The organism is Shewanella sp. MTB7, from assembly GCF_027571385.1.
In the GTDB taxonomy this organism is placed as follows: domain Bacteria; phylum Pseudomonadota; class Gammaproteobacteria; order Enterobacterales; family Shewanellaceae; genus Shewanella.
The window spans coordinates 480198-502874 of sequence record NZ_CP085636.1; the positions used below are offsets into that span (position 1 = coordinate 480198).

The following is a 22677-nucleotide window of genomic DNA, read 5'->3' on the forward strand; positions in this document are numbered from 1 at the left end:
TCCCCAAATTTGCTGTTGTGCTAACTATTTAGTGCCCGAGTGACCGAAGCCACCTTCACCGCGCATAGAGTTATCAAATTCATCCACAAGCTTAAATTCAGCCTGTACAACAGGAACAAAGATTAATTGAGCTAGACGGTCACCAATTTCTAAGATAAATGGACTATCTCCTCTGTTCCAGCAAGAGACCATAAGCGGTCCCTGATAGTCTGAGTCGATTAGGCCGACAAGGTTACCCAATACAATGCCATGTTTATGTCCTAGCCCTGAACGAGGCAAGATCATGGCAGCAAGACTTGGTTCTGCGACATGGATAGCAATTCCTGTCGGAATTAATACGGTTTCTCCTGGTGCAATGATCATGCTGGTATCGATCATGGCTCGAAGATCCATACCAGCGCTACCTGGTGTGGCATAGGAAGGGAGAGGGTATTCTGATCCAATGCGTGAATCTAAGATTTTAACTTCAATCGGTGTTTTCATTACTTATCGTCTTGTAAAAGGGCGGTGTGCTCTGCAATCAGGGTGAGCAGTTGTCGTGCTAATATCTGCTTGTCAGTCGCTGGCAGATCTTGTTGTCCATTGGCCCAGATAACCTTAAGTGCATTTTGATCTGCATTGAAACCTAGCTCCGGATTGGACACGTCATTAGCCGCGATCATATCGAGCTTTTTCCTGATCAGTTTATCTTTAGCATAGTGTTCGACATCTTGAGTTTCAGCGGCAAAACCGACGGTAAATGGACGCGGTTTGTGACTGGCAACCGTGGCTAAGATATCAGGATTTCGAACGAGTGCAAGCTGCATGTTTTGCGCTGATTTCTTTATTTTATTTTCGGCTACCTTGTCAATACGGTAATCTGCAACCGCGGCACAGCCAATAAAAATTTTATGAGTATCAACATGCTGCATTACAGCATTTAGCATATCTTGGGTTGACTCAACATCGATACGGTTCACACCAGCCGGTGTTGGTAAGTGCACTGGACCTGTGACTAAGGTAACATTGGCCCCCATAGCTGCGGCCATTTTAGCTAAGGCAAAACCCATCTTGCCTGAGCTGTGGTTAGAGATGTAACGAACAGGATCAATCGCCTCTCGGGTTGGCCCGGCAGTGAGTAATATTGACTGACCTTGAAGTAATTTAGGTGCAAAAAACTGTTCGACCTGTTGAGCTATCTCGAGTGGTTCCTGCATTCGACCAGGGCCTACTTCGCCACAGGCCTGACTGCCAGTTGCTGGTCCCCAGATGGTAAAACCTCGTCTTGCTAAGTTAGCAAGATTATCTTGGGTTGCTTGATTACGGTACATCTGCTGGTTCATGGCTGGGCAGATAATCACAGGGGCTTCAGTGGCAAGACACGTGGTTGTGATGAGCTCATCTGCCATACCTGCGTTAATACGTGCGATCAGATTTGCGGTAGCGGGAGCCACAACAACGAGATCAGCCCAGCGGGCAAGCTCAATATGACCCATCGCAGCTTCTGCTGTGGTGTCGAGCAGATCTGAGGCTACCGGATAACCTGATAGCGCCTGCAAAGTGAGCGGAGTGATAAACGCTTTTGCACTTTGACTCATGACGACACGAACATCGAAACCGCGTTCTTTTAAGCGGCGTATAAGATCGGCAGATTTATAGGCTGCAATACCGCCACCAATGGCGAGTAAGATATTCTTGTTAGTTTGGCTCTGACTCTGGTTCATAAGAGATGGCTCAATAAGAAACGATGCTATCGTTAAAATGAATTGCGCTTAAGATATCACAAACCAAAGCACTGAGAGGATACAAGTTTTAAAAACTAGACCATACTCTGGATCTGCGATTAAATCACACAAGGAAGTCGTGATGGGAATTAAAGATTGGCCTGAAGGCGAAGGTCCCAGAGATAAACTCATTAAATTTGGTGTGTCCCAACTGTCTGATGCTGAAATATTAGCAGTACTTCTTAGGAACGGCTCACAGGGCTTAAGTGCTGTGGAGCTGGCTAGGAATCTAATTAATGAGTTTGGTGGCCTTAGAGAGCTGTTGATATCATCACAACTGCAGGTATGTAAGTTATCAGGGATGGGACCTGTAAAGTATGCGCAACTTCACGCTGCGGTCGAGTTGAGTAAGCGAATTTCACAACAAAATTTAAAAAGAGGCAAAATATTGAGTGATCCCGATTTAACTCGGGACTATTTAATGAGACAATTACGGGATCGTGCCTATGAAGTATTTGCAATTTTATTGCTGGATAGCCAGCACAGGGTAATTCAGTTCGTCGAATTATTTCGTGGCACCATAAACTCGGCTTCAGTATATCCCCGTGATGTGGTGAGTCTTGTTCTAGAAAAAAAAGCTGCGGCTGTGATTGTCTGCCACAACCATCCATCAGGAGTTGCGGAGCCAAGCCAAGCCGATAGACGAATTACTGAGCGATTGAAATGTGCACTCGCAACCATAGATGTTTCCTTGCTAGACCATATGGTTGTTGGTGATCGCGAGATAGTTTCATTTGCAGAACGGGGATGGATAGATTAACTATCCCTTGATCTTTACTTTTAGATCCTGTATAAAATGCGCCCTCTGTTGTGTGCCTCAGGCGACGGCCATATTCGAGGTACATTAATGCTCGAGCGTTATATATATATTGTTTTGGAGAAGTTTGACATGTCAAGAGTATGCCAAGTAACTGGCAAGAAACCAATGGTTGGTAACAACCGCTCACACGCGAAAAACGCGACACGTCGTCGTTTTTTACCGAACCTACAAAACCACCGTTTTTGGTTAGAAGGTGAAAAGCGTTTCGTTAAGCTACGTCTTACCCCTAAAGGTATGCGTATTATCGATAAGAAAGGTATTGAAGTTGTTGTTGCTGAACTTCGTGCCCGTGGCGAGAAGGTATAATAAATCATGGCTAAATCTAAAGGTAATCGTGAGAAGATCAAGCTAGTTTCTAGCGCTAAAACTGGTCATTTCTACACCACTGAAAAGAACAAGCGTAACATGCCTGAGAAAATGGAAATCAAGAAATTTGATCCAGTTATCCGTCAGCACGTTATGTACAAAGAAGCTAAAATCAAGTAATAACTTGAAAACTAGTTTTCTTAAAAGCCCCTGTTTCAGGGGCTTTTTTTTGGCTGAAATTTATCCTTTCTCTGTTGGTCATTTTGCAATAAAATTCATATTCTTAATATTTTAGCTAATTGTTGTTCATGCATGCCTTTACTGAGCTTTATGGCTAATACTTTTAAAACTCAAAGTGAAAATAAATGCTGTTATTATGAATTAAAATGCAATACTATTCCTTGGTGTCATTATTGTTGCGGTCATTTACCGTAATTCGATCAAACGATGAATTAAGTGAGATATTAGCGTGCGGACCACAGAACTCGTTGAAGGATTTCGTCACTCGGCCTCTTATGTGAATGCGCATAGGGGAAAAACGTTTGTGGTTATGTTGGGGGGAGAGGCCTTAGCACAAGGCCAGTTTCGCTCGATTATTAATGATATTGCCCTGCTGCATAGCTTAGGGATTAAGATGGTTTTAGTGCACGGCGCTCGTCCGCAGATCGATGAGGCGCTCGCTGAAAGAGCATTAATTCCTGAATATTATAACGGTATTCGTATTACTGAAGAGGATGCTTTTAAAGTTATTAAGCAGGTTGTAGGTGGCTTACAACTTGATATTACGGCACGACTTTCCATGAGTTTGAGTAATACCCCTATGCAAGGTGCACAGATCAATGTGGTCAGTGGTAATTTTGTTACCGCACAGCCTTTAGGGGTCGATGATGGTGTCGATTATTGCTTGAGTGGTAAGGTCAGGCGAATTGATGTGCAGGGACTTAAAGCGCAATTGGACAGTAATGGCATCGTACTATTAGGGCCTATTGCAGCTTCAGTCACGGGAGAAAGTTTTAATCTAACAGCGGAGGAGGTCGCAACTCAAATTGCGGTGAAGCTCAAGGCTGACAAGATGATCGGTTTTAGTTCGCAAAAGGGAATTTTAGATAGCTCAGGTGAAGTATTGGCGGAATTGATGCCAAACGAAGCGCAAGCGATCTTAAATCACATTGATGATGAGATAAATATTTGTGTGGGAACCAAGGCTTTTCTTAAGGCCAGTATTGATGCCTGTCGAAATGGCGTCGCTCGGTGTCACTTTGTCAGTTATTTAGATGATGGTTCTCTATTGCAAGAGCTCTTTTCCAGAGATGGCATAGGAACTCAGATAGTCACAGAAAGTGCAGAACGGCTGCGCAGAGCGAGTATTAGTGATATTGGTGGCATACTTAATCTTATTCGTCCTTTAGAGGAGAAGGGGTTCTTAGTGCGGCGCTCTCGTGAGCAATTGGAGATGGAGATTGAGCAGTTTATGCTTATTGAGCGTGATAACTTAGTTATTGGTTGCGCTGCCTTTTATCCCTTTGAAGAGGACAGTGCCGGAGAGTTTGCCTGTTTAGTGGTACATCCAGAATACCGAGATGCAGACAGGGGCAGCTTACTACTGAAGAACATAATAGGCCAAGCCAGAGTGCGTGGTTATACCCGCCTGTTTGCCTTAACGACACGTAGCATTCATTGGTTTTTGGAACACGGTTTTCAGATCGTTGAAGTGGATGAGTTACCCAATAAAAAGAAGCAGCTATACAACTATCAAAGAAAGTCTAAAATTCTTGCGTTAAAGCTTTAGGCTTTTCTCTATCCAGACAAAAAATACCCGCCTTTGCTGGTATTTTTTGTCTGTGTCAGCTGGTTAGATTGTTTAATTTACTGGCGTTGATCAAGATCTTTCGATAGCCAATACTAATGAGATCCTCCTTCTCTAACTCAACAAGTAGTTTATTAGCAGTTTGTCGGGATAGATTCAAAAATGAAGCGAGGTGTTCTTGGGTGACATCGACCTGTAACCAGCCTGGTTTATCATCCATTGTGGCGGCACTAATCTGAGCTAAGATTTGGATTAACATACGCACTCTGGCGGTAAGAGAATGTAGACTCACAAACTCGGTCCAATTCATTAATAACTTAAACTGACTATTAATTTCAGTCATCACTTTGGGATACAGGTCGGGATTGTTTTCGCAGAGTCTTCGAATCACGCCACCGGGTATCGCTATAATGTCAGATTTAGCGGTAGCGACCCAATCATGGGAGAGAGCTTGGTTATTGAAACAAGAGATCCATCCGATCCAACGGTGTGGGCCTATCGGGGGAAATCGCACCTCTTTTCCATCTAAACTGGTGACAACAACATTTAGGCTGCCTTTAATGACAAACCTAACCTGATCGCCAATGTCTTCTCTATGGGCTACAACCGTCTCATTTTTATAGTGAGAGGTCTTTAGCTGGCTCAGAATATAATCTATTTCATCTTTATTGCAGGTACTAAAAACGCCAGAGCAACTTAGAAATTCAGTTAACTCCTCGCGACTATATTTTTTCATAGATTGTCTGTTTGGCGACAATTGACCCTCCCTTAATCGTCTAGGTTAATACTATAAATCTATTAACAGATACGAAACAAGTCTGTTTCATATCCTATGGGGAGAAAGATGACTTACGACATCACTAATATAATAAACACGCAACGCCTAAAATGGGTATCTGTTTTTTTACTGACCAGTGTGAGTTTTAATATTCAGGCTAAGCCGCTGGATTATGAGAAGCCGACTGCAGATATTGAGGGACCGCGTACCTGCTTTTGGAATCGAGGTCCTTTTAGTGCTGACCCCTATATCAATGTGGCATACCCCGACGCCAATGTCTTTTATTGGGCTGCCACCTTTACTATCCCAAAAGGGGCTAAGTTAGAGGTTGATGGAGAGTTTACCCACGCTCGTTATCAATCTTTGATCAGCTATGATGAGCGGGGTAGGCCTCAAGACTCTGTTGCCGATTACCTGATAGCTCCTAAGTTGAATAATGCTAATCCCTATCAAGCTGGTGCAGACCGTCAGGTCGAAAATCGAAGTTACAGTATTCATGTACAAACCGGTACACCACCAGAGATTGAGCGTGGTGTGATGCAACGCAATACCATTCGTTCCAGCATCTACGCCCCTAGCTATAAGAAAGATCAGCAATTGTTGATCTATCGGATCTATCTACCAGATGAGCAAGCCTCAATTACCGGTGGCGTGCCTTTGCCGTCGCCAGTGTTGACTTTGAGTGATGGTAAACGATTAAAGGGCAGTGATGCTTGTGAGGCACTAAAAGCAGGTCAGCAACTGAAAATAGATCCGGGGGCTCTCAATATCAGTGCTGAGAAATACGTGGCGCTGAGAGATCAAGCGGATAAGCCAGCCACTTGGCCTGCGACAAACCCCGCTTCTTGGTATATCCAATATGATAGGGAGTTTTTACTATCGATGTACTCAGGTGAGAAGGTGAAGATGGGGCGTCGTTCAGAGGGCGGCTTTTATCCCAATTTAGACAACAACTATATTCGAACCATAGTAAATAGAAAGTTTGGCAAGGTGTTAGTGATCCGCGCCAAGATGCCTAAGGTGAGTAAATCTTTTTATGGTGAGCGTAAACATACTGAAGCGGATCTTCGTTATTGGTCAATCTGTTCAAACCAAAGCTTTGCCAATACTCGGGTGACAGATTGCTTGTTCGATGAAGAGGTGCCATTAGATAAAAACGGTTACTACACAGTGGTGGTATCGCGAGAAGAAGATCGCCCTCGTAATGCTAAGCGTGAATGTGGTATCGCATGGCTTGAGATGGCTGCTGATGGTGATGGTTTAGGAGATGAAGATATGGCTGTAGTACAGATCCGTAATTTACTCGCTTCGCCAGATTTTCCTCATGCGGTGCAGAAAATCCTCAAACTGGGTGATGAACAAACGGTAATGCAAGAGTACTTTCCTAAGTCTCGTTACATGATGCCCTCTATGCTTGAGGCTGTGTTTCCCTGCATTTAATGAGCTTGGCTCGCCGGGGAGGGCGAGCCAATTTAACAGGTGAGGTTTAGCTGTATTCATCTGCGTATTCCAATAACTAAATAAAGAGCTAAAAAAGAGAGTGGACTATGCGATTAACACTGTTATCAAAAGTAATTATTGGTGCCTTGATTGGCGCACCGCTGGCGTCATACGCTAATGATGAAATAGATGAGAAAAGTGAGGCTAATAAAAGGCAACTCGAAGTGATCACTGTGACAGCGCAAAAGTGTACTGAGAGTGTCAAAGAGGTGCCATTGTCGGTTGCGACGATCAATAGAGAATCGTTAGAAGATATGAACATCAGCAATACCGAGGAGTTGGCGAGCCGTATTGGTAACTTTAGTGTGAGTCAGTCAGGCCAGGGATTTAATATCTATATGCGCGGCCTAGGATCTGGACCCAATCAAGGTTTTGAACAGACGGTGGGAACCTATGTTGATGGGATTTACCGCGGGCGTGGACATTTGATGCGCAGTACTTTTCTCGATCTCGAGATGGTGGAAGTGCTTCGAGGCCCCCAAGGTACCTTGTTTGGTATGAATACCACTGCAGGGGCGTTAAATTTGACCACAGCGGCGCCGACGGATTATTTCAGTGGTTATCTCAATGGTTACTATGACATGACCAATCAGGGACTGACTTTTGAGGGGGCGGTATCTGGTCCTCTAGCTGATAATCTTCAAGCTCGTTTTGCATTCAGAGCGTTAGATAGTGATGGCTACATGACCAATAGCGTCACAGAACAAAATGAAGTGCAGCATGAAACCCTGTTGGGACGCTTATCGCTAGCTTGGCAACCAACAGATAATCTAAGCATTGAACTTAAGCTACAAGAAGATAAGGATGAGTTTGTCGGAGACAGCAATACCAAAGGGATACTAGAGCCAGCACTTGCCGCTGCAAATCCTGCTTTAGCGGCCAGTCTGGGTGATTACGGTGTGAGTCTTACATCGGCTAAAACAGCGCCTGCATTAGGGGAGGCGGAGGGAGGTGAGTTTACTGCAAGCCATCAGACATTGAAGGTTGAGTATGAGCTCGATGAGCATACGTTAAGTGCGGTTAGTGGCTGGCAATCCTATCAAGTCGATACCTCAAATGATGGTGACAGAACCCCAAGGCCTTTGCTCTACAGAAGTGTTAGTGACGAGGAGTATAAGCAGTTTAGCCAAGAGTTTCGTCTAGCATCATCGGGAGGAGAGACCTTCGATTATATTTTAGGGGCTTATTATCAAGACTCAGAGCTTACTTATGATGAGCATTTTCTAGCGTACGCGCTGCAATTTGATGGCGTGCGTGGCTTTAGTAGCGATTCAGAAGTGATGAGCGTATTTGGTAAGTTTGATTGGCAGATTGATGATAACTGGAGTGTAAGTTTAGGGCTTAGGTATACCCAGGAAGAGAAAAAGGGTCGCCGAGAGCTGACCCTAGTGGACTTGATCTCAGGAACGCCTATTTCACAAGTGCCGTTAATCTCACCTCCCGCACTTAAACCTGCGTTGGATAAGTTTGGCTTAGCTGGAATCCCTGGCTCCGTTTATTGTTTGATGTTAGGTGCTGATTATCCCTATCTAGATCCATTATTATTGGGCAGTAATACTCAAAATATTGTGAATCCAATTTATCGTATTGGGAGTGATCATAATATCCACGCCGAGCGCACAGAGGAGAGCTTTACTCCTGCATTGTCGATAAAGTATCAACTTGAAGATGCGATGTTCTATGCCAGTATTGCGCAGGGAGCTAAGTCTGGCGGTTTCGACGCAAGGGCTAACTTGCCGGAGAACTTTGAGTTCGATGATGAATCTGTTCTGTCCTATGAAGTGGGCAGTAAGTTAACCTTAGATGATGGTGCTGCGGATCTTAATCTGGCACTTTTTTATATGGAGTTTAGTGATCTGCAAACTTCAACCTTCGATGGCAATACCGGCTTCTATGTGGAAAACGGTGCTAAGGCCACTTCATATGGTCTAGAGCTTGATGGTCGATGGGCATTTGCCGATGACTGGATGTGGTCCGGTAGTTTAGGTTTACTGGATTTTAGTTGGGATGAATTTAGTGGAGCGAAATGTTTTACTAGCTTAACTGCAACCTCTGACAATGTTGAGGCGAATGGTAGTTCTTGCGATCTCTCAGGCCAGCCAAATGCGCTGTCGCCAAAGGCATCTGGGAGTACCTCGTTAGAATACCGCAGTGAACTGAGTAGTGATTATGACATCAGAGTGATGGCTGAAACCGTATTTAAGTCTAGCTATTATACCAATGCGGATCTGAACCCGTTTACTGAGCAAGAGGCGTTTGCAAAGTACAATGCGCAAATAGCGTTGATTAATACAAATTCAGATTGGCAGCTTGGTCTAATACTGAAAAATCTGTCTGATGAGATCACCATTAACAGCTCCTACGATATGCCATTTACCCCAGGTGGGTATGTGGTTTATACCGAGCCTGGACGTAGTGCAACTCTGCAATTTAGCTATAAATTCGACTAGCTTTAAGATTGTTTTACAACAAAGCCCCATGAAGGGGCTTTTTTTATGTCTGAATGGTAGGTTTTCTTTTATAAAACATGTCGATAGTAAAGATGAACAGCGCGCTCCAGATAAAGGCAAAGGTGATTCCTTTCTCTAGATTGAAGGGCTCATTAAACAGAGTGATGGCCATGATAAACATGATACTGGGGCCGATATACTGGAAGAATCCCAGCATAGAAAGAGGGATCCTTACCGCTGCTGCAGCGAAACATAACAAAGGTATGGTAGTAACAATACCTGCCGCTACCAAGAGAAGGTTGAGTGATAGATCATTACTCATTAAGTTAGTCAGAGAGCCATCAAAGTTAGCAAACAAGAAGATCAAGGCAACAGGAAATAGAATTGCAGTTTCTACTAACAGACCTGTTTTTGCATCTACATTGACCTTTTTTCGCAGTAAACCATACAGGCCGAAGGAACAGGCCAACCCAAGTGACACCAGTGGAATAGAACCAAACGTGATTATTTGTACTAATACGCCAGTTGCAGCCAAAGCAACGGCAAACCATTGGAGCTTACGTAATCGTTCACTCAGAAATACCATGCCGAGCATAACATTCACTAAGGGGTTGATAAAATAACCCAAACTGGCATCTAACATGTGGTTATTATTAACAGCCCAAATAAATAACAGCCAGTTACCCGCAATTAAGATGGAGGTGATGGTGAGGACCATCAACTGCTTTGGTCGTTTAAGCACTTGTCTGAGGCGCGAAAAACCACCAAACATCATCATAAGCAGCGTGACAAAAATAAACGACCAGATCACTCGGTGGATTAAGATTTCCGGGGCAGACACATGACTGAGTAATTTAAAGTAGAGGGCAGCAAAGCCCCATAATGTGTATGCGCAAATGGCGAATGCGATACCCTTGTTGTGTTCAGTACTAAGCATTAATCAAGCTACAAAAGGAGAGAGGCCTGTATTGTATGCCTCATAATCAGTGGGCTCAAGCTTGGTTTTGACTCGATCTCTATTACAGCTGTCATTGGTTTGTGACAACAGGAAAGTTAAACTTACATTCCACTGAACTTTCTGATTTAGCCAACCATATAAGTTCCAGTTCCAAAAGCGATATGATCCCCATGTTCGTTATGTAGTTCCATACGACAAACGGACACTCGGTTACCTGCGCGTATTACTGTGCCGGTACCAGTAAATACCGTTCCTCTACCGGGTCGTAAGTAATCAATCCTAAGATCAATAGTGCCTAAAGTTTGAATCCGGGTCTGCAGATCGTCGATACTCCAATCATCTCGACTGGCAACCAGTCCTGAAAAAGCGGTCAGCCCACCGACCACATCAAGGACTGTGGCTGTGACGCCTCCATGAAGGATCTGTTGGTGAATATTGCCGATAAGTTCTGGTTTCATATTGACGACAATTTCGACACCCTCAAGGTCATAACGTTTAATATCCATACCTAATAAGTTGTGGAATGGGATCTGTTTGTCGAAGACCTCTGCGACTCTTTGTAGGATCTCGGCTTGAATAGGCTTAGTCATAGAGGTTAACGTCTCTTTTTGTCGATTATTAGAGCAATTAATCTATCCCTAACTTAGGTGGTTAGGCAAGCGGTAATCATAAACTTAAGCGGTGGCAAGCTGAAACATATCAATAAAATCAGATTTAAAACGCTATAAAGCGAATTAAATCGGCATCGGCTGATTGAGAATACATCGGCAGAAAACCAGTGTAATAGACAAGCAATTTACTGAGTTTGGTATTAGAATAGGCAGCCCAATTTCTGACTCTGAAGCCCAATGGAACAAGCGATAGATAAAGCTCAATTAGATCCACTCTCCTTAAGTCTACAGTCTGTTTTCGGCTATCGGACATTCAGAGATGGTCAGAAAGAGGTGATAGAACAGAGCTGTTCCGGTTATGACTGCTTGGTTATCATGCCAACGGGGGGCGGTAAAAGCCTCTGTTATCAGTTGCCTGCTCTACAGTTCCCTGGGTTAACTATCGTCGTATCGCCACTTATTTCATTAATGAAAGATCAAGTTGATAGCTTGATGCAGATGGGGGTCAGCGCTGCGTATTTAAACTCCTCTTTACCAAGAGAGCAGAGCGCTAAAATTTTACAGCAGATGCACAGTGGCGAATTAAAGCTACTTTATGTCTCCCCGGAACGTTTACTGCAAGGGCATTTTATCGATCGGCTGCATGAGCTGCATATCTCCCTTTTTGCCATCGATGAAGCCCACTGTATCTCACAATGGGGTCATGATTTTAGGCCTGAATATGCTGCACTGGGTAAACTCAGAGAGTTCTTTCCTCATGTGCCTATTATGGCGTTAACGGCAACAGCAGATCAGGCTACCCGTAAAGATATCTGTGATCGATTAACCATCACGCCCTATTCACTGTTAACTAGCTTTGACAGACCCAATATTCGCTACACAGTGGCAGAGAAGCTTAATGCTGCAAATCAATTACGCCAATTTATTATTGCTCAAAATGGTTCCAGCGGAATTATCTATTGCAGTAGCCGCCGCCGTGTTGATGAAGTTGCTGAACGACTTAGGCTGCAAGGACATAATGCAGAGGCTTATCATGCCGGGAGGACCCAAGAGGAGCGAGCAGACGTCCAAGACCGGTTTCTAAAAGATCAACTTGATATTGTCGTGGCAACCGTCGCATTTGGTATGGGAATTAATAAGTCTAATGTGCGTTATGTGGTGCATTATGATATTCCAAAAAGTGTTGAATCCTACTATCAAGAAACAGGAAGAGCAGGTCGTGATGGCCTAGATTCTGAAGCCCTATTGTTATTCGATCCTGCTGATATAGGTCGCGTGCGTCATCTTATCGAACAGTCTGAACCTGGTCCACAGCAACAAGTGGAATTTCATAAGCTTAATACCATGGCGGCTTTCGCTGAGGCACAGACCTGCCGACGTCAGGTGTTACTGCACTACTTCGATGAGAGTGCTTCAGAGCCCTGTGGCAACTGTGATATCTGTTTAGACCCTCCTAAACGTTATAACGGTATTCAAGATGCGCAGAAGGTGCTGTCCTGTGTCTATCGCTTAGGTCAGCGCTTTGGTATTAACCATCTCATTGAGGTACTAAGGGGGTCTAAAGCGGCAACAGTACTAGACCGTGGCCATGATAAGTTGTCAACTTGGGGGATAGGCAAAGATAAAAGCCATGAATACTGGCTGAGTATCATACGTCAGATAATACATCTGGGATTTGCCAGTCAAGATATTACTCGTGGTTCCTCGGTTAAACTTAACCCATCAGCGCGATCGGTACTGAAAGGTGATGTTGAGTTGCTGTTAGCTGAGCCAAGAATGGTGCTACAAAGCACGACTAAGCGTCGAGGCAGTAACACACGTGCACCGCTTAACTATGACCGTAAGTTATTTGCACGTTTGAAACAGCTTAGGCGTAAGCTGGCTGAAGAGTTAGATGTGCCTCCTTATCTGGTATTTAACGATGCCACTTTAGCCGAAATGGCTGCAATATTACCAACAAGTCCAGGTGAGATGTTGGCTGTAAACGGTGTAGGTGAACGTAAGTTGAGCCGTTTTGGTGGTGAGTTTCTTGACGAGATCAGTAGTTACTTAACAGAAGGGTAAATCTATTATCATCTAACATGAATTAGTTTCTCTTTTTTTCTTTGCCTTAATTGCTGAACATTCGCTCTTTTTATTAATGAACTGATGTTGTCATGCTGTTGTAATTTTGAATAACCGATCTTGCTAATGTTACCTCGTAAAAGGGGCAACATTAGTTCTTTTATCTGTTCAATCACCTTTAAAGCTCCCTCTTCTTTAGTATAAGGAAGGAGCAAGATTATCTCCTCATCACTCTTATTGAACATTAGATCTTGCTCTCTGAGCAACTTTGCAAGTTGCTCATTCAGTATAGGGAGATCATCACGGTAAACTTGTAGGGTGTTAATGAGGATAAGGCTCAAGGGAAAACCACTGAGTTTACTGTTGCTTAATAGGTGTTCGATCTTTTGCTCTTTGCTATTAGTCTCTGGCGCAGTAAAAATTTGTTTTGTTTGCTGTTTAGATCTATAGATCAGAAAGCTTAATAGTAAAGTGAAAAATAACAGAATAAAAACAACAATATAACCTGATTGAAAACTAAAGCTCTGGCTAGCTGATACTATACTCTCACTCGACTCAAATTTAAGTAGCTGATTTTGTTGGCTTAACTTGGCATTCAGTTGCCGTAGTCGTGTGTCCTTTATGAAATCAAATGAATTTTCCGCAGCGTTAAACCGATATACTTGATATTCATAAGCAAGTTTAAAATTACCTATATTTTCATAATGTAAACTCAATATTTGGTAACAGAGTACGAGCTCATCGTAACGTGATTTACGTTTTGCCATGTCTATAGTTTGCTGCATAAGGGTTAACCCCTTATCGGTAACATCATGGGCAAGCAAAACCTCGGCGAGTTGACGTTGGGTGCGGATTACTTCCAGAGATTTATTCTCTTTCTTAAAGGTATTTAGGCTGATATCTAACAGCTGGATTGCCCGTCGTAAATTGCCGCGAATAAATTCAAGCTGAGCCATTTGTGTATAACTCTGAGCTAGCTCAAAGGCTGTACCGAGTTGCGGTAATTGATTTTTAGTTTTGAGTATCAAGGTGTCGCTGGAAGGTAAGTGAGTTAGTAGTGCCATGTAAGTTACCTGACTCAGGACCATGGCTTTGACTTTACCTTGGAGAGGTTCGGAAGCTAGGGCGCTCTCTATGATCTCATAAGCTTGTTTAAACTCCCCTCCTTGGGCTAAAAGTTTGCTTAAAGACAAGTGAATATAGGCTTGAGGGGGCCAGCTCCAATTAAATGGTTGATTTGATATTTCCGAATAAATTGCGATGGCTAAACGTAAATCTTCAAAAGCATTCCCATAACTATCGATGTGAGTGTCTATTACGCCTCTGATCCTTAGACCATTGATTAGGGATTGGGGTTGCTTGTATTTCCGTGACAGTTCGATAGAGGTATCTAGCAGCGGTAATGCTTGCCGGTAGTCACCAAATTGAGTAAATGCGCCCGCCATACAGTTTAGAAAGTAAGGTCGCGCTTCTTTGATGTTCAATATTTTAGCTTTAGCTTCGCTCATTCTCGCGATGTTAATGGCCGCTTGATTTTCACCGAGTTGAAGATAAGTTTCACATCGTAGGAGAGATAATCTTAGCTTCTCGGCTTCGGAAAGTTTTATCGGGGAACTAATATGGTCGAGGCTGTTTATCTCTTCAAGCGCCCTGCTTGGGTACTCGTAAAGTAAGGTATTAATAGAGTCCAATCTATCCATAGTATTTGCCCATGCTGGCGTAAACCAGAATGACAGGCACAGTACTATGAGACGAAAATCCATTTATTTAAGTTCCAATTCGCATTCAGTATTTTGAATATCAGCATTATAACTAATTATTCTCTTGTATTGTATTAAAAAACAGCAGTGCGTGATACAAGGGGCAATTCAGGGGGGCGAGATTAATCCTGTGAACTAATAAACGATATGTAATAGGAGACAATTTGTTCGGCTTAAAAGGTGGGGGAACCGTGTTTTTCTGGTCTAATCTGTTCTTAATGAAAAAAATGGGGTTGACACTTGCGGCTCCACACGTTAAAAATTAACCTATCAAATGGAAAGTGAATGCATAATTATTTACGCACACTGAATATAACAACGAATTAAGACAAATGAATACTAATAGTGCATTACTCAACCTCCTCATTCTCATTCTGGCAGTTTCTGCTCGGGGGATATAGTGTTGCACGATTGATAGAGTCACCAACATTCAAAACCCCGCGCTACGAGTCGCGGGGTTTTTTGTTTATATACCCAACGAGAATGTAGCGCATAAAAATAAACAGCTATTCCACGGAGAAACCAGATGTCTAACCGAGTGATTATTTTTGATACAACCCTACGTGATGGGGAGCAAGCCCTAGCGGCCAGTTTGACGGTTAAAGAAAAGCTACAGATAGCACTCTCTTTAGAGCGTTTAGGTGTCGATGTCATGGAGGTAGGTTTCCCCGTCTCCTCTCCAGGTGATTTTAAATCTGTAGAGACAATCGCACGAACAATTAAAAACAGTCGAGTGTGTGCGTTAGCTAGAGCGCTCGAAAAAGATATTGATGCAGCGGCACAATCATTATCTGTTGCAGACCAATTTCGTATTCATACTTTTATATCCACTTCGACTATTCATGTTGAGAGCAAACTGAAACGCTCTTTCGAACAGGTGTTGGAGATGGCTGTTGCTGCCGTCAAGTATGCCCGTCGTTTTACCGACGATGTTGAGTTTTCTTGTGAAGATGCAGGCCGTACACCTATCGATAATTTATGTCGCATGGTCGAGGAGGCTATTAAAGCTGGTGCGCGCACGATTAATATTCCTGATACTGTGGGTTATACGATTCCGAGTGAGTTCGGTGGCATTATTCAAACGCTATTTAATCGAGTGCCTAATATCGATCAAGCAGTGATCTCAGTGCATTGCCATGACGATCTAGGTCTTTCGGTAGCCAACTCAATTACAGCGGTTCAACATGGTGCACGTCAGATCGAATGTACGATTAACGGCATTGGTGAGCGAGCGGGTAACTGTTCACTTGAAGAGATCGCCATGATCCTTTCGACTCGTAAAGCGGCACTTGGGTTAGAAACTGGGATTAATGCCAAAGAGATTCACCGCACCTCAAACCTAGTCAGTCAGCTATGTAATATGCCTGTGCAGCCTAACAAGGCAATTGTTGGCGCGAATGCTTTTACCCATTCATCAGGTATTCACCAAGATGGCATGCTTAAGTCGCAAAATACCTATGAGATCATGACACCTGAAAGCATTGGTCTTCCGCGTAATAATCTGAATATGACATCGCGTTCTGGTCGCCATGTGATTAAGCATCGCATGGAAGAGATGGGGTATGGTGCGCAAGATTATGATATGGACACTTTATATGAATCCTTCCTAAAACTTGCCGATAAAAAAGGTCAGATTTTCGATTACGATCTTGAGGCTTTGACCTTTATGGAAGCTCAAGCGGAAGATGAGTCATATTATCAGCTTAAACAGTTAGTTGTTCACTCAGATTCAACTCAAGGTAATGCAACAGCGACTGTAAAAATTGAGCTCGACGGTGAGGTTGTCACCGAAGCCGCTACGGGTAACGGTCCTGTCGATGCCGCTTATAACGCCATTGCTCGTGCGAGTAACTGTGAAGTCAACATCACCAGTTATAAGTTAAGTGCCAAGGGTGAAGGACAAGATGCCTTAGGCCAAGTAGATATTGTGGCTAGCTATCAAGGGCAAAGTTTCCATGGTGTAGGACTGGCAACCGATGTAGTTGAAGCTTCGGTGCAGGCGTTAATACATGTGATGAACTTAACCTCCCGTGCAGATAAAGTGGCTGACTGTAAGCAAAAGATACAGCAAAAAGCGAGATCGCTTGGTGGCGTTTAATACTGAGTAACAGAAAAAATTATTAGAATATTATAATTGAAGAGCAGGAGTTAAGTGTCGTATGAGTTATCAAATAGCAGTATTAGCCGGAGATGGAATTGGGCCTGAGGTGATGGCTGAGGCACGCAAAGTGCTAAGTGCTGTAGAGGAGCGATTCGAGCTTGCTATTGAATATAGCGAATATGATATTGGTGGAGCTGCTATTGATCACCATGGTTGTCCGCTACCAGATGTAACATTAAAAGGGTGTGAAGCTGCTGATGCCATACTGTTTGGTTCGGTGGGCGGTCCTAAGTGGGAAAACTTGCCGCCCAATGATCAGCCTGAACGTGGTGCTTTGTTGCCACTTCGAGCTCACTTCGAACTGTTTTGTAATATGCGTCCAGCTAAGCTGCATTCAGGCCTTGAGCATATGTCTCCACTACGCAGTGATATCTCATCGAAAGGTTTTGATGTCCTGTGTGTACGTGAGCTCACTGGTGGCATTTACTTCGGTAAACCTAAAGGACGTCAAGGTGAGGGTGAGAATGAAGAAGCCTTCGATACCATGCGTTATAGCCGTAAAGAGATCACTCGGATTGCTAAGATAGCATTCGAAGCTGCCCAAGGACGTCGCAACAAAGTCACCTCAGTCGATAAAGCCAATGTTCTAGCTTGTTCGGTACTGTGGCGTGAAGTGGTCGAAGAGGTGGCTAAAGATTTCCCTGACGTGGAGCTGGAACATATCTATATCGATAATGCGACCATGCAGCTACTTCGTCGCCCTAATGAATTTGACGTCATGCTTTGCTCTAACTTATTTGGCGACATCATTTCCGATGAGATAGCTATGTTAACGGGCTCAATGGGACTGCTTGCATCGGTGAGTATGAACAGCAAAGGCTTTGGTCTGTACGAACCTGCTGGTGGCAGTGCGCCGGATATCGCTGGACAAGGTATCGCAAACCCTGTGGCTCAAATTCTATCAGCAGCGTTATTACTACGTCACAGTTTAAAGCTTGAAGACGCGGCTGTGGCGATTGAAGCTGCTGTAGGTAAAGCCCTTAGTGATGGTTATCTGACGGGTGAGTTGTTACCTGCTGATGAGCGTAACAATGCTAAAACAACCTCACAAATGGGTGATTATATTGCTCAAGTTATAAGAGAGGGTGCATAACCCATGGCTAAAATATTGTATGGGCAGTGTGAGATGGATGCCTCTGTTGTGGATATGAATTGGTTAGAAGTGGGAGGCTGTTAACTCATGGCTAAGACATTGTATGAAAAAGTATGGGATACCCATATTGTGGTTGCTACTGAAGGCGAAGCGCCGCTTATTTATGTGGACCGACATCTAGTCCATGAAGTGACGTCACCTCAGGCATTTAGTGGTTTGAAGGTGGCGGGACGTAGATTACGCGCCCCAGAGAAAACTTTCGCCACGATGGATCATAACACCTCAACCAAGAGTGCTAGCCTAGATGCATTAAGCCCAATGGCGCGTATTCAGGTTGAGACCTTGCAGGATAACTGTAAAGAGTTTGGTGTTCGACTATATGATATTCATCATAAAAATCAGGGTATTGTTCATGTTATGGGGCCAGAGCTAGGTATTACTTTGCCGGGTACTGTTATTGTGTGTGGTGATTCCCATACCGCAACTCATGGTGCATTTGGTGCGCTCGCATTTGGTATCGGAACCTCAGAAGTCGAGCATGTGATGGCAACGCAAACTTTGCGTCAAAGCAAAGCGAAGACGATGAAAATTGAGGTTCGTGGCCATGTGACTCCAGGCATTACCGCCAAAGATATAGTGTTGGCCATTATCGGCAAAATTGGTATGGATGGCGGTACAGGTTACGTTGTTGAGTTCTGTGGTGATGCGATTGAAGCGCTCTCTATGGAAGGCCGCATGACGGTGTGCAATATGGCGATCGAGATGGGCGCCAAGGCGGGTATGGTAGCACCGGATGCGAAAACAGCCGAGTATCTTAAAGGGCGTGAATTCGCACCTAAAGGAGAGTCTTGGGATCAAGCGATGGCAGCATGGGGCGAACTTCACACTGACGAAAGTGCCGTTTTTGATGCGACAGTGGTACTTGAAGCTGCCGATATCGCGCCTCAGCTCACTTGGGGAACTAACCCCGGACAAGTTGTCGCTATCGATGGCTTAGTGCCAAATCCTGCTGATGAGCCGAATGTAACGGCTAAAGCTAGTATAGAAAAAGCATTGGAGTACGTGGCACTGACTGCGGGCACCAGTATGAAAAATGTGAGCATCAACAAGGTATTTATAGGTTCTTGCACTAACTCGCGTATTGAAGATTTACGCGATGCGGCTCTGCATGCAAAAGGTAAGCAGGTTGCGGTAGGTGTCACAGCCATAGTGGTACCGGGTTCAGGTCTAGTGAAAGAGCAAGCAGAAGCTGAAGGCCTAGATAAGATCTTTATCGAAGCGGGTTTTGAATGGCGTTTACCGGGTTGCTCTATGTGCTTAGCGATGAATGATGATCGATTGGATGCGGGCGATCGCTGCGCGTCAACGAGTAATCGTAATTTTGAAGGACGTCAGGGACGAGGGAGTCGAACTCACCTTGTTAGCCCAGCAATGGCTGCAGCTGCCGCGGTTGCCGGTCATTTCGTCGATATCCGTCAAACTCTTTAGGAGATTATCATGCAAGTATTTACTAAACATACTGGGCTAGCAGTGATGATTGACAGCACTAATGTTGATACCGATCAGATCATTCCTAAGCAGTTTTTATCTAAAGTGACTCGGGATGGTTTCGGGATTCATCTATTTCATGATTGGCGCTATCTCGATGATGCTGGTGATGAACCTAATTCTGTTTTTAGCTTGAATTTGCCAAGGTATAAAGGATCGTCAGTACTTATTTCGAAAGAGAACTTTGGTTGTGGTTCCAGTCGAGAGCATGCACCTTGGGCCTTAGCTGACTTTGGATTTCGCGCCATTATAGCGCCAAGCTTTGCCGATATATTCTATGGTAACGCCATCAATAATGGTTTACTGCCAGTACGCTTGAGCGATGTGGAAGTGCAACAGCTTATGGATGAAGTCGAGGCTAATGAAGGTGCTGAGATTGTAGTCGATTTGGAAGCGCTCACTGTTACCTCTCCTTTGGGATCCGTTTTTAGCTTTGAGATCGCAGGGGCGGCAAGACACAACATGCTTAATGGTTTAGATGCGATTGGCTTGACTTTGGCCTATGGGGAGCAGATCGCTAGCTATGAATCTCAATTACCTAGTTGGAAAGCATAGCGGGGTTTAAGCGTACATCTGTACTAGCGTCTTGTAAAAAGTGGGCCAGACAAGTTTAGGCATGTTTGGCCTCTGTTTTAATTACACTCGATGTAATCGTATCTATATGAAATTTATGGATATTCAAATCACCTTATTAATACGTTGGCATCTGATGTAAAATGCTAGCGGTTTGCACTAGCCATTAATAGAATGTTCAGTGAACAGTTGTTCTTGGTTTTCTTTATTGTTAGTCATTGATTTAAAAGTGCTTTGCTCAATATTTTTCAATGTCTCTAATCGTAAATCCGAATCAATTTCTGCATCTTGATACATTTAAGTTGTTTAAAAAGTCATCCCACCTGTTTTTAATCCAAAAAAGATAAAAAGTTCAGAGTTTTTCACTGTTTTATCTTGTTTGCTTGCAAAGATGTGCTGCGTGAGTACACTGCGCCTCTGAAAAGTGTTGAGCTATTACTCTAACTAATATCGATTGGTGTTCTTAGCTCGATGACAATAACGCTAAGCGTAAAATATAGATGAGAGACATAATGAACAAGCGCATTTTATCTGTAGCTGTAATTGCAGCAATGATGGCAACAACGACTCAAATTCAAGCTGCTGGTTTTCAATTAGCAGAATACTCTGCTACTGGCTTAGGTCGTGCGTATGCCGGTGAAGCTGCAATGGCCGATAATGCTGCGGCACAATTTCGTAATCCCGCAATGCTAACCTATCTGCAGGGCACTCAAGTGACTACGGGCGCTATCTTGGTGATACCTAACATTGATGTAGATGGTGAAGTTTCATTTGTTGACGGAACAAGCCCAACATCAGCGAAAGATATTGCCGGTGACGCCGTTGTACCTAACTTCTATGTCTCTCATCAGTTGAACGAGCAATGGTTCTTGGGTTTGGCGCTAGGCAGTAACTTTGGTATGGCGACTGAACTTGATGATAGCTTTCGCGGTAATCAGTTTGGTAATGAAGCCGCTGTTACAACGATAGAGATTAATCCCAACGTCGCTTACCGAATTAACGAGCAGTTTAGTGTCGGTGCTGGTGTTCGCTTTGTTATAGGTGAAGGTAGTTTCGGTGCTCAGAGCTCTTCAGATTTAATCGTCCCTGAAGGAACGACGTTAAAGTATATGGAAGGCGATGACATTTCTTGGGGCTGGCAGTTAGGTAGTGCATGGCAGATTAATGCCGATCATCGCATCGGGGTTAACTACCGTTCAGAAGTAGAGCAGACTCTGGAAGGTGAAGCTAATGGCTTAGGCTTTAGTACACTTGAAGGCAGTTTCGATGCAAATAAAGTTTATGCTGGATCAATGGATTTAACGCTTCCTGCAACGGCTGAAATTGCCAGTTTCCATCAATTGACTGACAAGTTTGCAGTTCACGCGAGTGTGAACTGGACTGACTGGAGTTCATTTGAAAAGTTAGAAGCTAAAATTCTAGAGTTGAGTAATGTACCAATCTTAGTAAAAGAGGAAAACTGGGAAGACAACTACCGTTTTGCTGTTGGTGCGACTTATGCTGTATCTTCAAAGTCTACCCTAAGAGCAGGTGTTGCTTATGATCAATCTGCAGTTGATGATATCAATCGTACGGCGACCATTCCAGAGGTTGATCGTCTTTGGTTGAGCGTGGGTTATGGCTATCAGTACAGTGATAACTTAGATTTAGATTTCGGTGTGACATACATTTTTGCTGATGAGTCTCCAATGGATGAAAATGAGACAGATTCACTTCCTTTTGGTGGGACGTTTGAAGGTCAAGTTAGCGGCAACATCTTGCTAGTGGGTGTACAGGCTAGCTATCGTTTCTAGAACAGCATTTGCTGAAAAGGGTCAGGGCTAACGCTTTGGCCCTTTTTTTGTTTTAGGGCTTAGTTATTTCTTACAACTCAGTACTGAAAATACTTAGGTACATTATTTATTAGTAAAATGAACTTCATAAGATTATATTTATCTAATCATAATATTATCGTAGCCTAGGTCTGAACTAGGTCAATATCCTATGAGGTGTACCATGAAGCCCTTTTTATGTGCAGCAATATTATCCGTTTTACCTTTCACTTTAAGCGCGGCTCCTTCATCCAGTGAAGTGGTTGAAAGCTTTATACAAGCTTACAATCAGCATGATGTCGGATTGATGGTGTCTCACACTACAGATAAGGTTACCTGGATGCATATCATAGGTGAAAACGTTAAAGTCGAAACCTCCAACAAAGCTGAATTTGGTGCGGCGATGACTGACTACTTTGAAAGTCTTAAGGGGGCTAATGCCACCATCCTCGATATCATGGAGTCAGGCAGCTATGTCAGTACGGTTGAGAGAGTGACTTGGGATAATGATGGTGAAGAACATAGCCAGTGCAGTATCGGTACGTTTAGAGTTACTGAGGGAAAACTGGCAGAATTCTGGTATTTCCCTGCACATGCTTGTGATGAGCTGAGTTTAACGCCTGAAGTTGAACCTGAAGTAGGTGTTTTACAGCAAACTCAATATTAATAGCCAA

The 22677-nt window shown here is 43.7% G+C and carries 19 protein-coding genes; 13 read left to right on the forward strand and 6 right to left on the reverse strand.

What is annotated here, in order from left to right:
- Positions 1-24: 24 nt before the first annotated feature.
- Together dut and coaBC are read right to left on the reverse strand one after the other, a co-directional pair.
- The gene (gene dut, locus HWQ47_RS02150) at positions 25-483 is read right to left on the reverse strand and encodes a dUTP diphosphatase (RefSeq protein ID WP_269969566.1); all 459 of its coding nucleotides are present in this window, start codon (positions 481-483) and stop codon (positions 25-27) included.
- A complete protein-coding gene (coaBC, locus tag HWQ47_RS02155; RefSeq protein ID WP_269969567.1) occupies positions 483-1703 on the reverse strand; it encodes a bifunctional phosphopantothenoylcysteine decarboxylase/phosphopantothenate--cysteine ligase CoaBC in 1221 nt (406 codons plus the stop codon). Before coaBC ends, dut begins: the two co-directional genes overlap by 1 nt.
- A 142-nt stretch (positions 1704-1845) precedes the next feature.
- Here coaBC and radC point away from each other — a divergent pair, with 142 nt between their 5' ends.
- From radC to argA, 4 genes are all read left to right on the forward strand, one after another.
- Positions 1846-2523, forward strand: a complete 678-nt coding sequence (gene radC / locus HWQ47_RS02160; protein WP_269969568.1) for a RadC family protein — start codon at positions 1846-1848, stop codon at positions 2521-2523.
- Between the two features lie 129 nt (positions 2524-2652).
- Entirely contained in the window at positions 2653-2889 is a 237-nt protein-coding gene (gene rpmB / locus HWQ47_RS02165) for a 50S ribosomal protein L28 (RefSeq protein WP_269969569.1), read from the forward strand.
- Between the two features lie 6 nt (positions 2890-2895).
- A complete protein-coding gene (gene rpmG, locus HWQ47_RS02170) occupies positions 2896-3069 on the forward strand; it encodes a 50S ribosomal protein L33 (protein WP_011494790.1) in 174 nt (57 codons plus the stop codon).
- A 289-nt stretch (positions 3070-3358) separates the two neighbouring features.
- Positions 3359-4678 carry an amino-acid N-acetyltransferase gene (gene argA, locus HWQ47_RS02175; protein WP_269969570.1) on the forward strand — a complete coding sequence of 440 codons (1320 nt, stop codon included), beginning with the start codon at positions 3359-3361 and terminating at the stop codon, positions 4676-4678.
- Between the two features lie 55 nt (positions 4679-4733).
- Here the strand turns inward: argA and HWQ47_RS02180 are convergent, their stop codons facing one another.
- Entirely contained in the window at positions 4734-5432 is a 699-nt protein-coding gene (locus tag HWQ47_RS02180; RefSeq protein ID WP_269969571.1) for a Crp/Fnr family transcriptional regulator, read from the reverse strand.
- Positions 5433-5540: 108 nt separating this feature from the next.
- Between HWQ47_RS02180 and HWQ47_RS02185 the strand changes: the two genes are divergently transcribed.
- The gene (locus tag HWQ47_RS02185; protein ID WP_269969572.1) at positions 5541-6914 is read left to right on the forward strand and encodes a hypothetical protein; all 1374 of its coding nucleotides are present in this window, start codon (positions 5541-5543) and stop codon (positions 6912-6914) included.
- A gap of 107 nt (positions 6915-7021) precedes the next feature.
- A complete protein-coding gene (locus tag HWQ47_RS02190; RefSeq protein ID WP_269969573.1) occupies positions 7022-9424 on the forward strand; it encodes a TonB-dependent receptor in 2403 nt (800 codons plus the stop codon).
- 43 nt (positions 9425-9467) lie between these two features.
- Here the strand turns inward: HWQ47_RS02190 and rarD are convergent, their stop codons facing one another.
- Positions 9468-10361, reverse strand: coding sequence for an EamA family transporter RarD (gene rarD / locus HWQ47_RS02195; RefSeq protein WP_269969574.1), 894 nt, complete (start codon positions 10359-10361; stop codon positions 9468-9470).
- 146 nt (positions 10362-10507) lie between these two features.
- The gene (locus HWQ47_RS02200) at positions 10508-10972 is read right to left on the reverse strand and encodes a thioesterase family protein (protein ID WP_269969575.1); all 465 of its coding nucleotides are present in this window, start codon (positions 10970-10972) and stop codon (positions 10508-10510) included.
- 258 nt (positions 10973-11230) lie between these two features.
- Between HWQ47_RS02200 and recQ the strand changes: the two genes are divergently transcribed.
- Complete coding sequence (recQ, locus tag HWQ47_RS02205; protein WP_269969576.1) at positions 11231-13057, forward strand: DNA helicase RecQ; 1827 nt, start codon at positions 11231-11233, stop codon at positions 13055-13057.
- A gap of 8 nt (positions 13058-13065) precedes the next feature.
- Here the strand turns inward: recQ and HWQ47_RS02210 are convergent, their stop codons facing one another.
- Positions 13066-14820, reverse strand: coding sequence for a histidine kinase (locus tag HWQ47_RS02210; RefSeq protein ID WP_269969577.1), 1755 nt, complete (start codon positions 14818-14820; stop codon positions 13066-13068).
- Positions 14821-15343: 523 nt separating this feature from the next.
- Between HWQ47_RS02210 and leuA the strand changes: the two genes are divergently transcribed.
- From leuA to HWQ47_RS02240, 6 genes are all read left to right on the forward strand, one after another.
- On the forward strand, positions 15344-16915 hold the full coding sequence (gene leuA, locus HWQ47_RS02215) for a 2-isopropylmalate synthase (RefSeq protein ID WP_269969578.1): 1572 nt from the start codon (positions 15344-15346) through the stop codon (positions 16913-16915).
- A gap of 61 nt (positions 16916-16976) precedes the next feature.
- A complete protein-coding gene (leuB, locus tag HWQ47_RS02220) occupies positions 16977-18071 on the forward strand; it encodes a 3-isopropylmalate dehydrogenase (RefSeq protein ID WP_269969579.1) in 1095 nt (364 codons plus the stop codon).
- An 87-nt stretch (positions 18072-18158) separates the two neighbouring features.
- Positions 18159-19559, forward strand: coding sequence for a 3-isopropylmalate dehydratase large subunit (gene leuC, locus HWQ47_RS02225; RefSeq protein WP_269969580.1), 1401 nt, complete (start codon positions 18159-18161; stop codon positions 19557-19559).
- A 9-nt stretch (positions 19560-19568) separates the two neighbouring features.
- A complete protein-coding gene (leuD, locus tag HWQ47_RS02230; RefSeq protein ID WP_269969581.1) occupies positions 19569-20174 on the forward strand; it encodes a 3-isopropylmalate dehydratase small subunit in 606 nt (201 codons plus the stop codon).
- 530 nt (positions 20175-20704) lie between these two features.
- Entirely contained in the window at positions 20705-21985 is a 1281-nt protein-coding gene (locus HWQ47_RS02235) for an outer membrane protein transport protein (protein ID WP_269969582.1), read from the forward strand.
- Between the two features lie 202 nt (positions 21986-22187).
- Entirely contained in the window at positions 22188-22670 is a 483-nt protein-coding gene (locus tag HWQ47_RS02240) for a nuclear transport factor 2 family protein (RefSeq protein WP_269969583.1), read from the forward strand.
- Positions 22671-22677 lie beyond the last annotated feature (7 nt).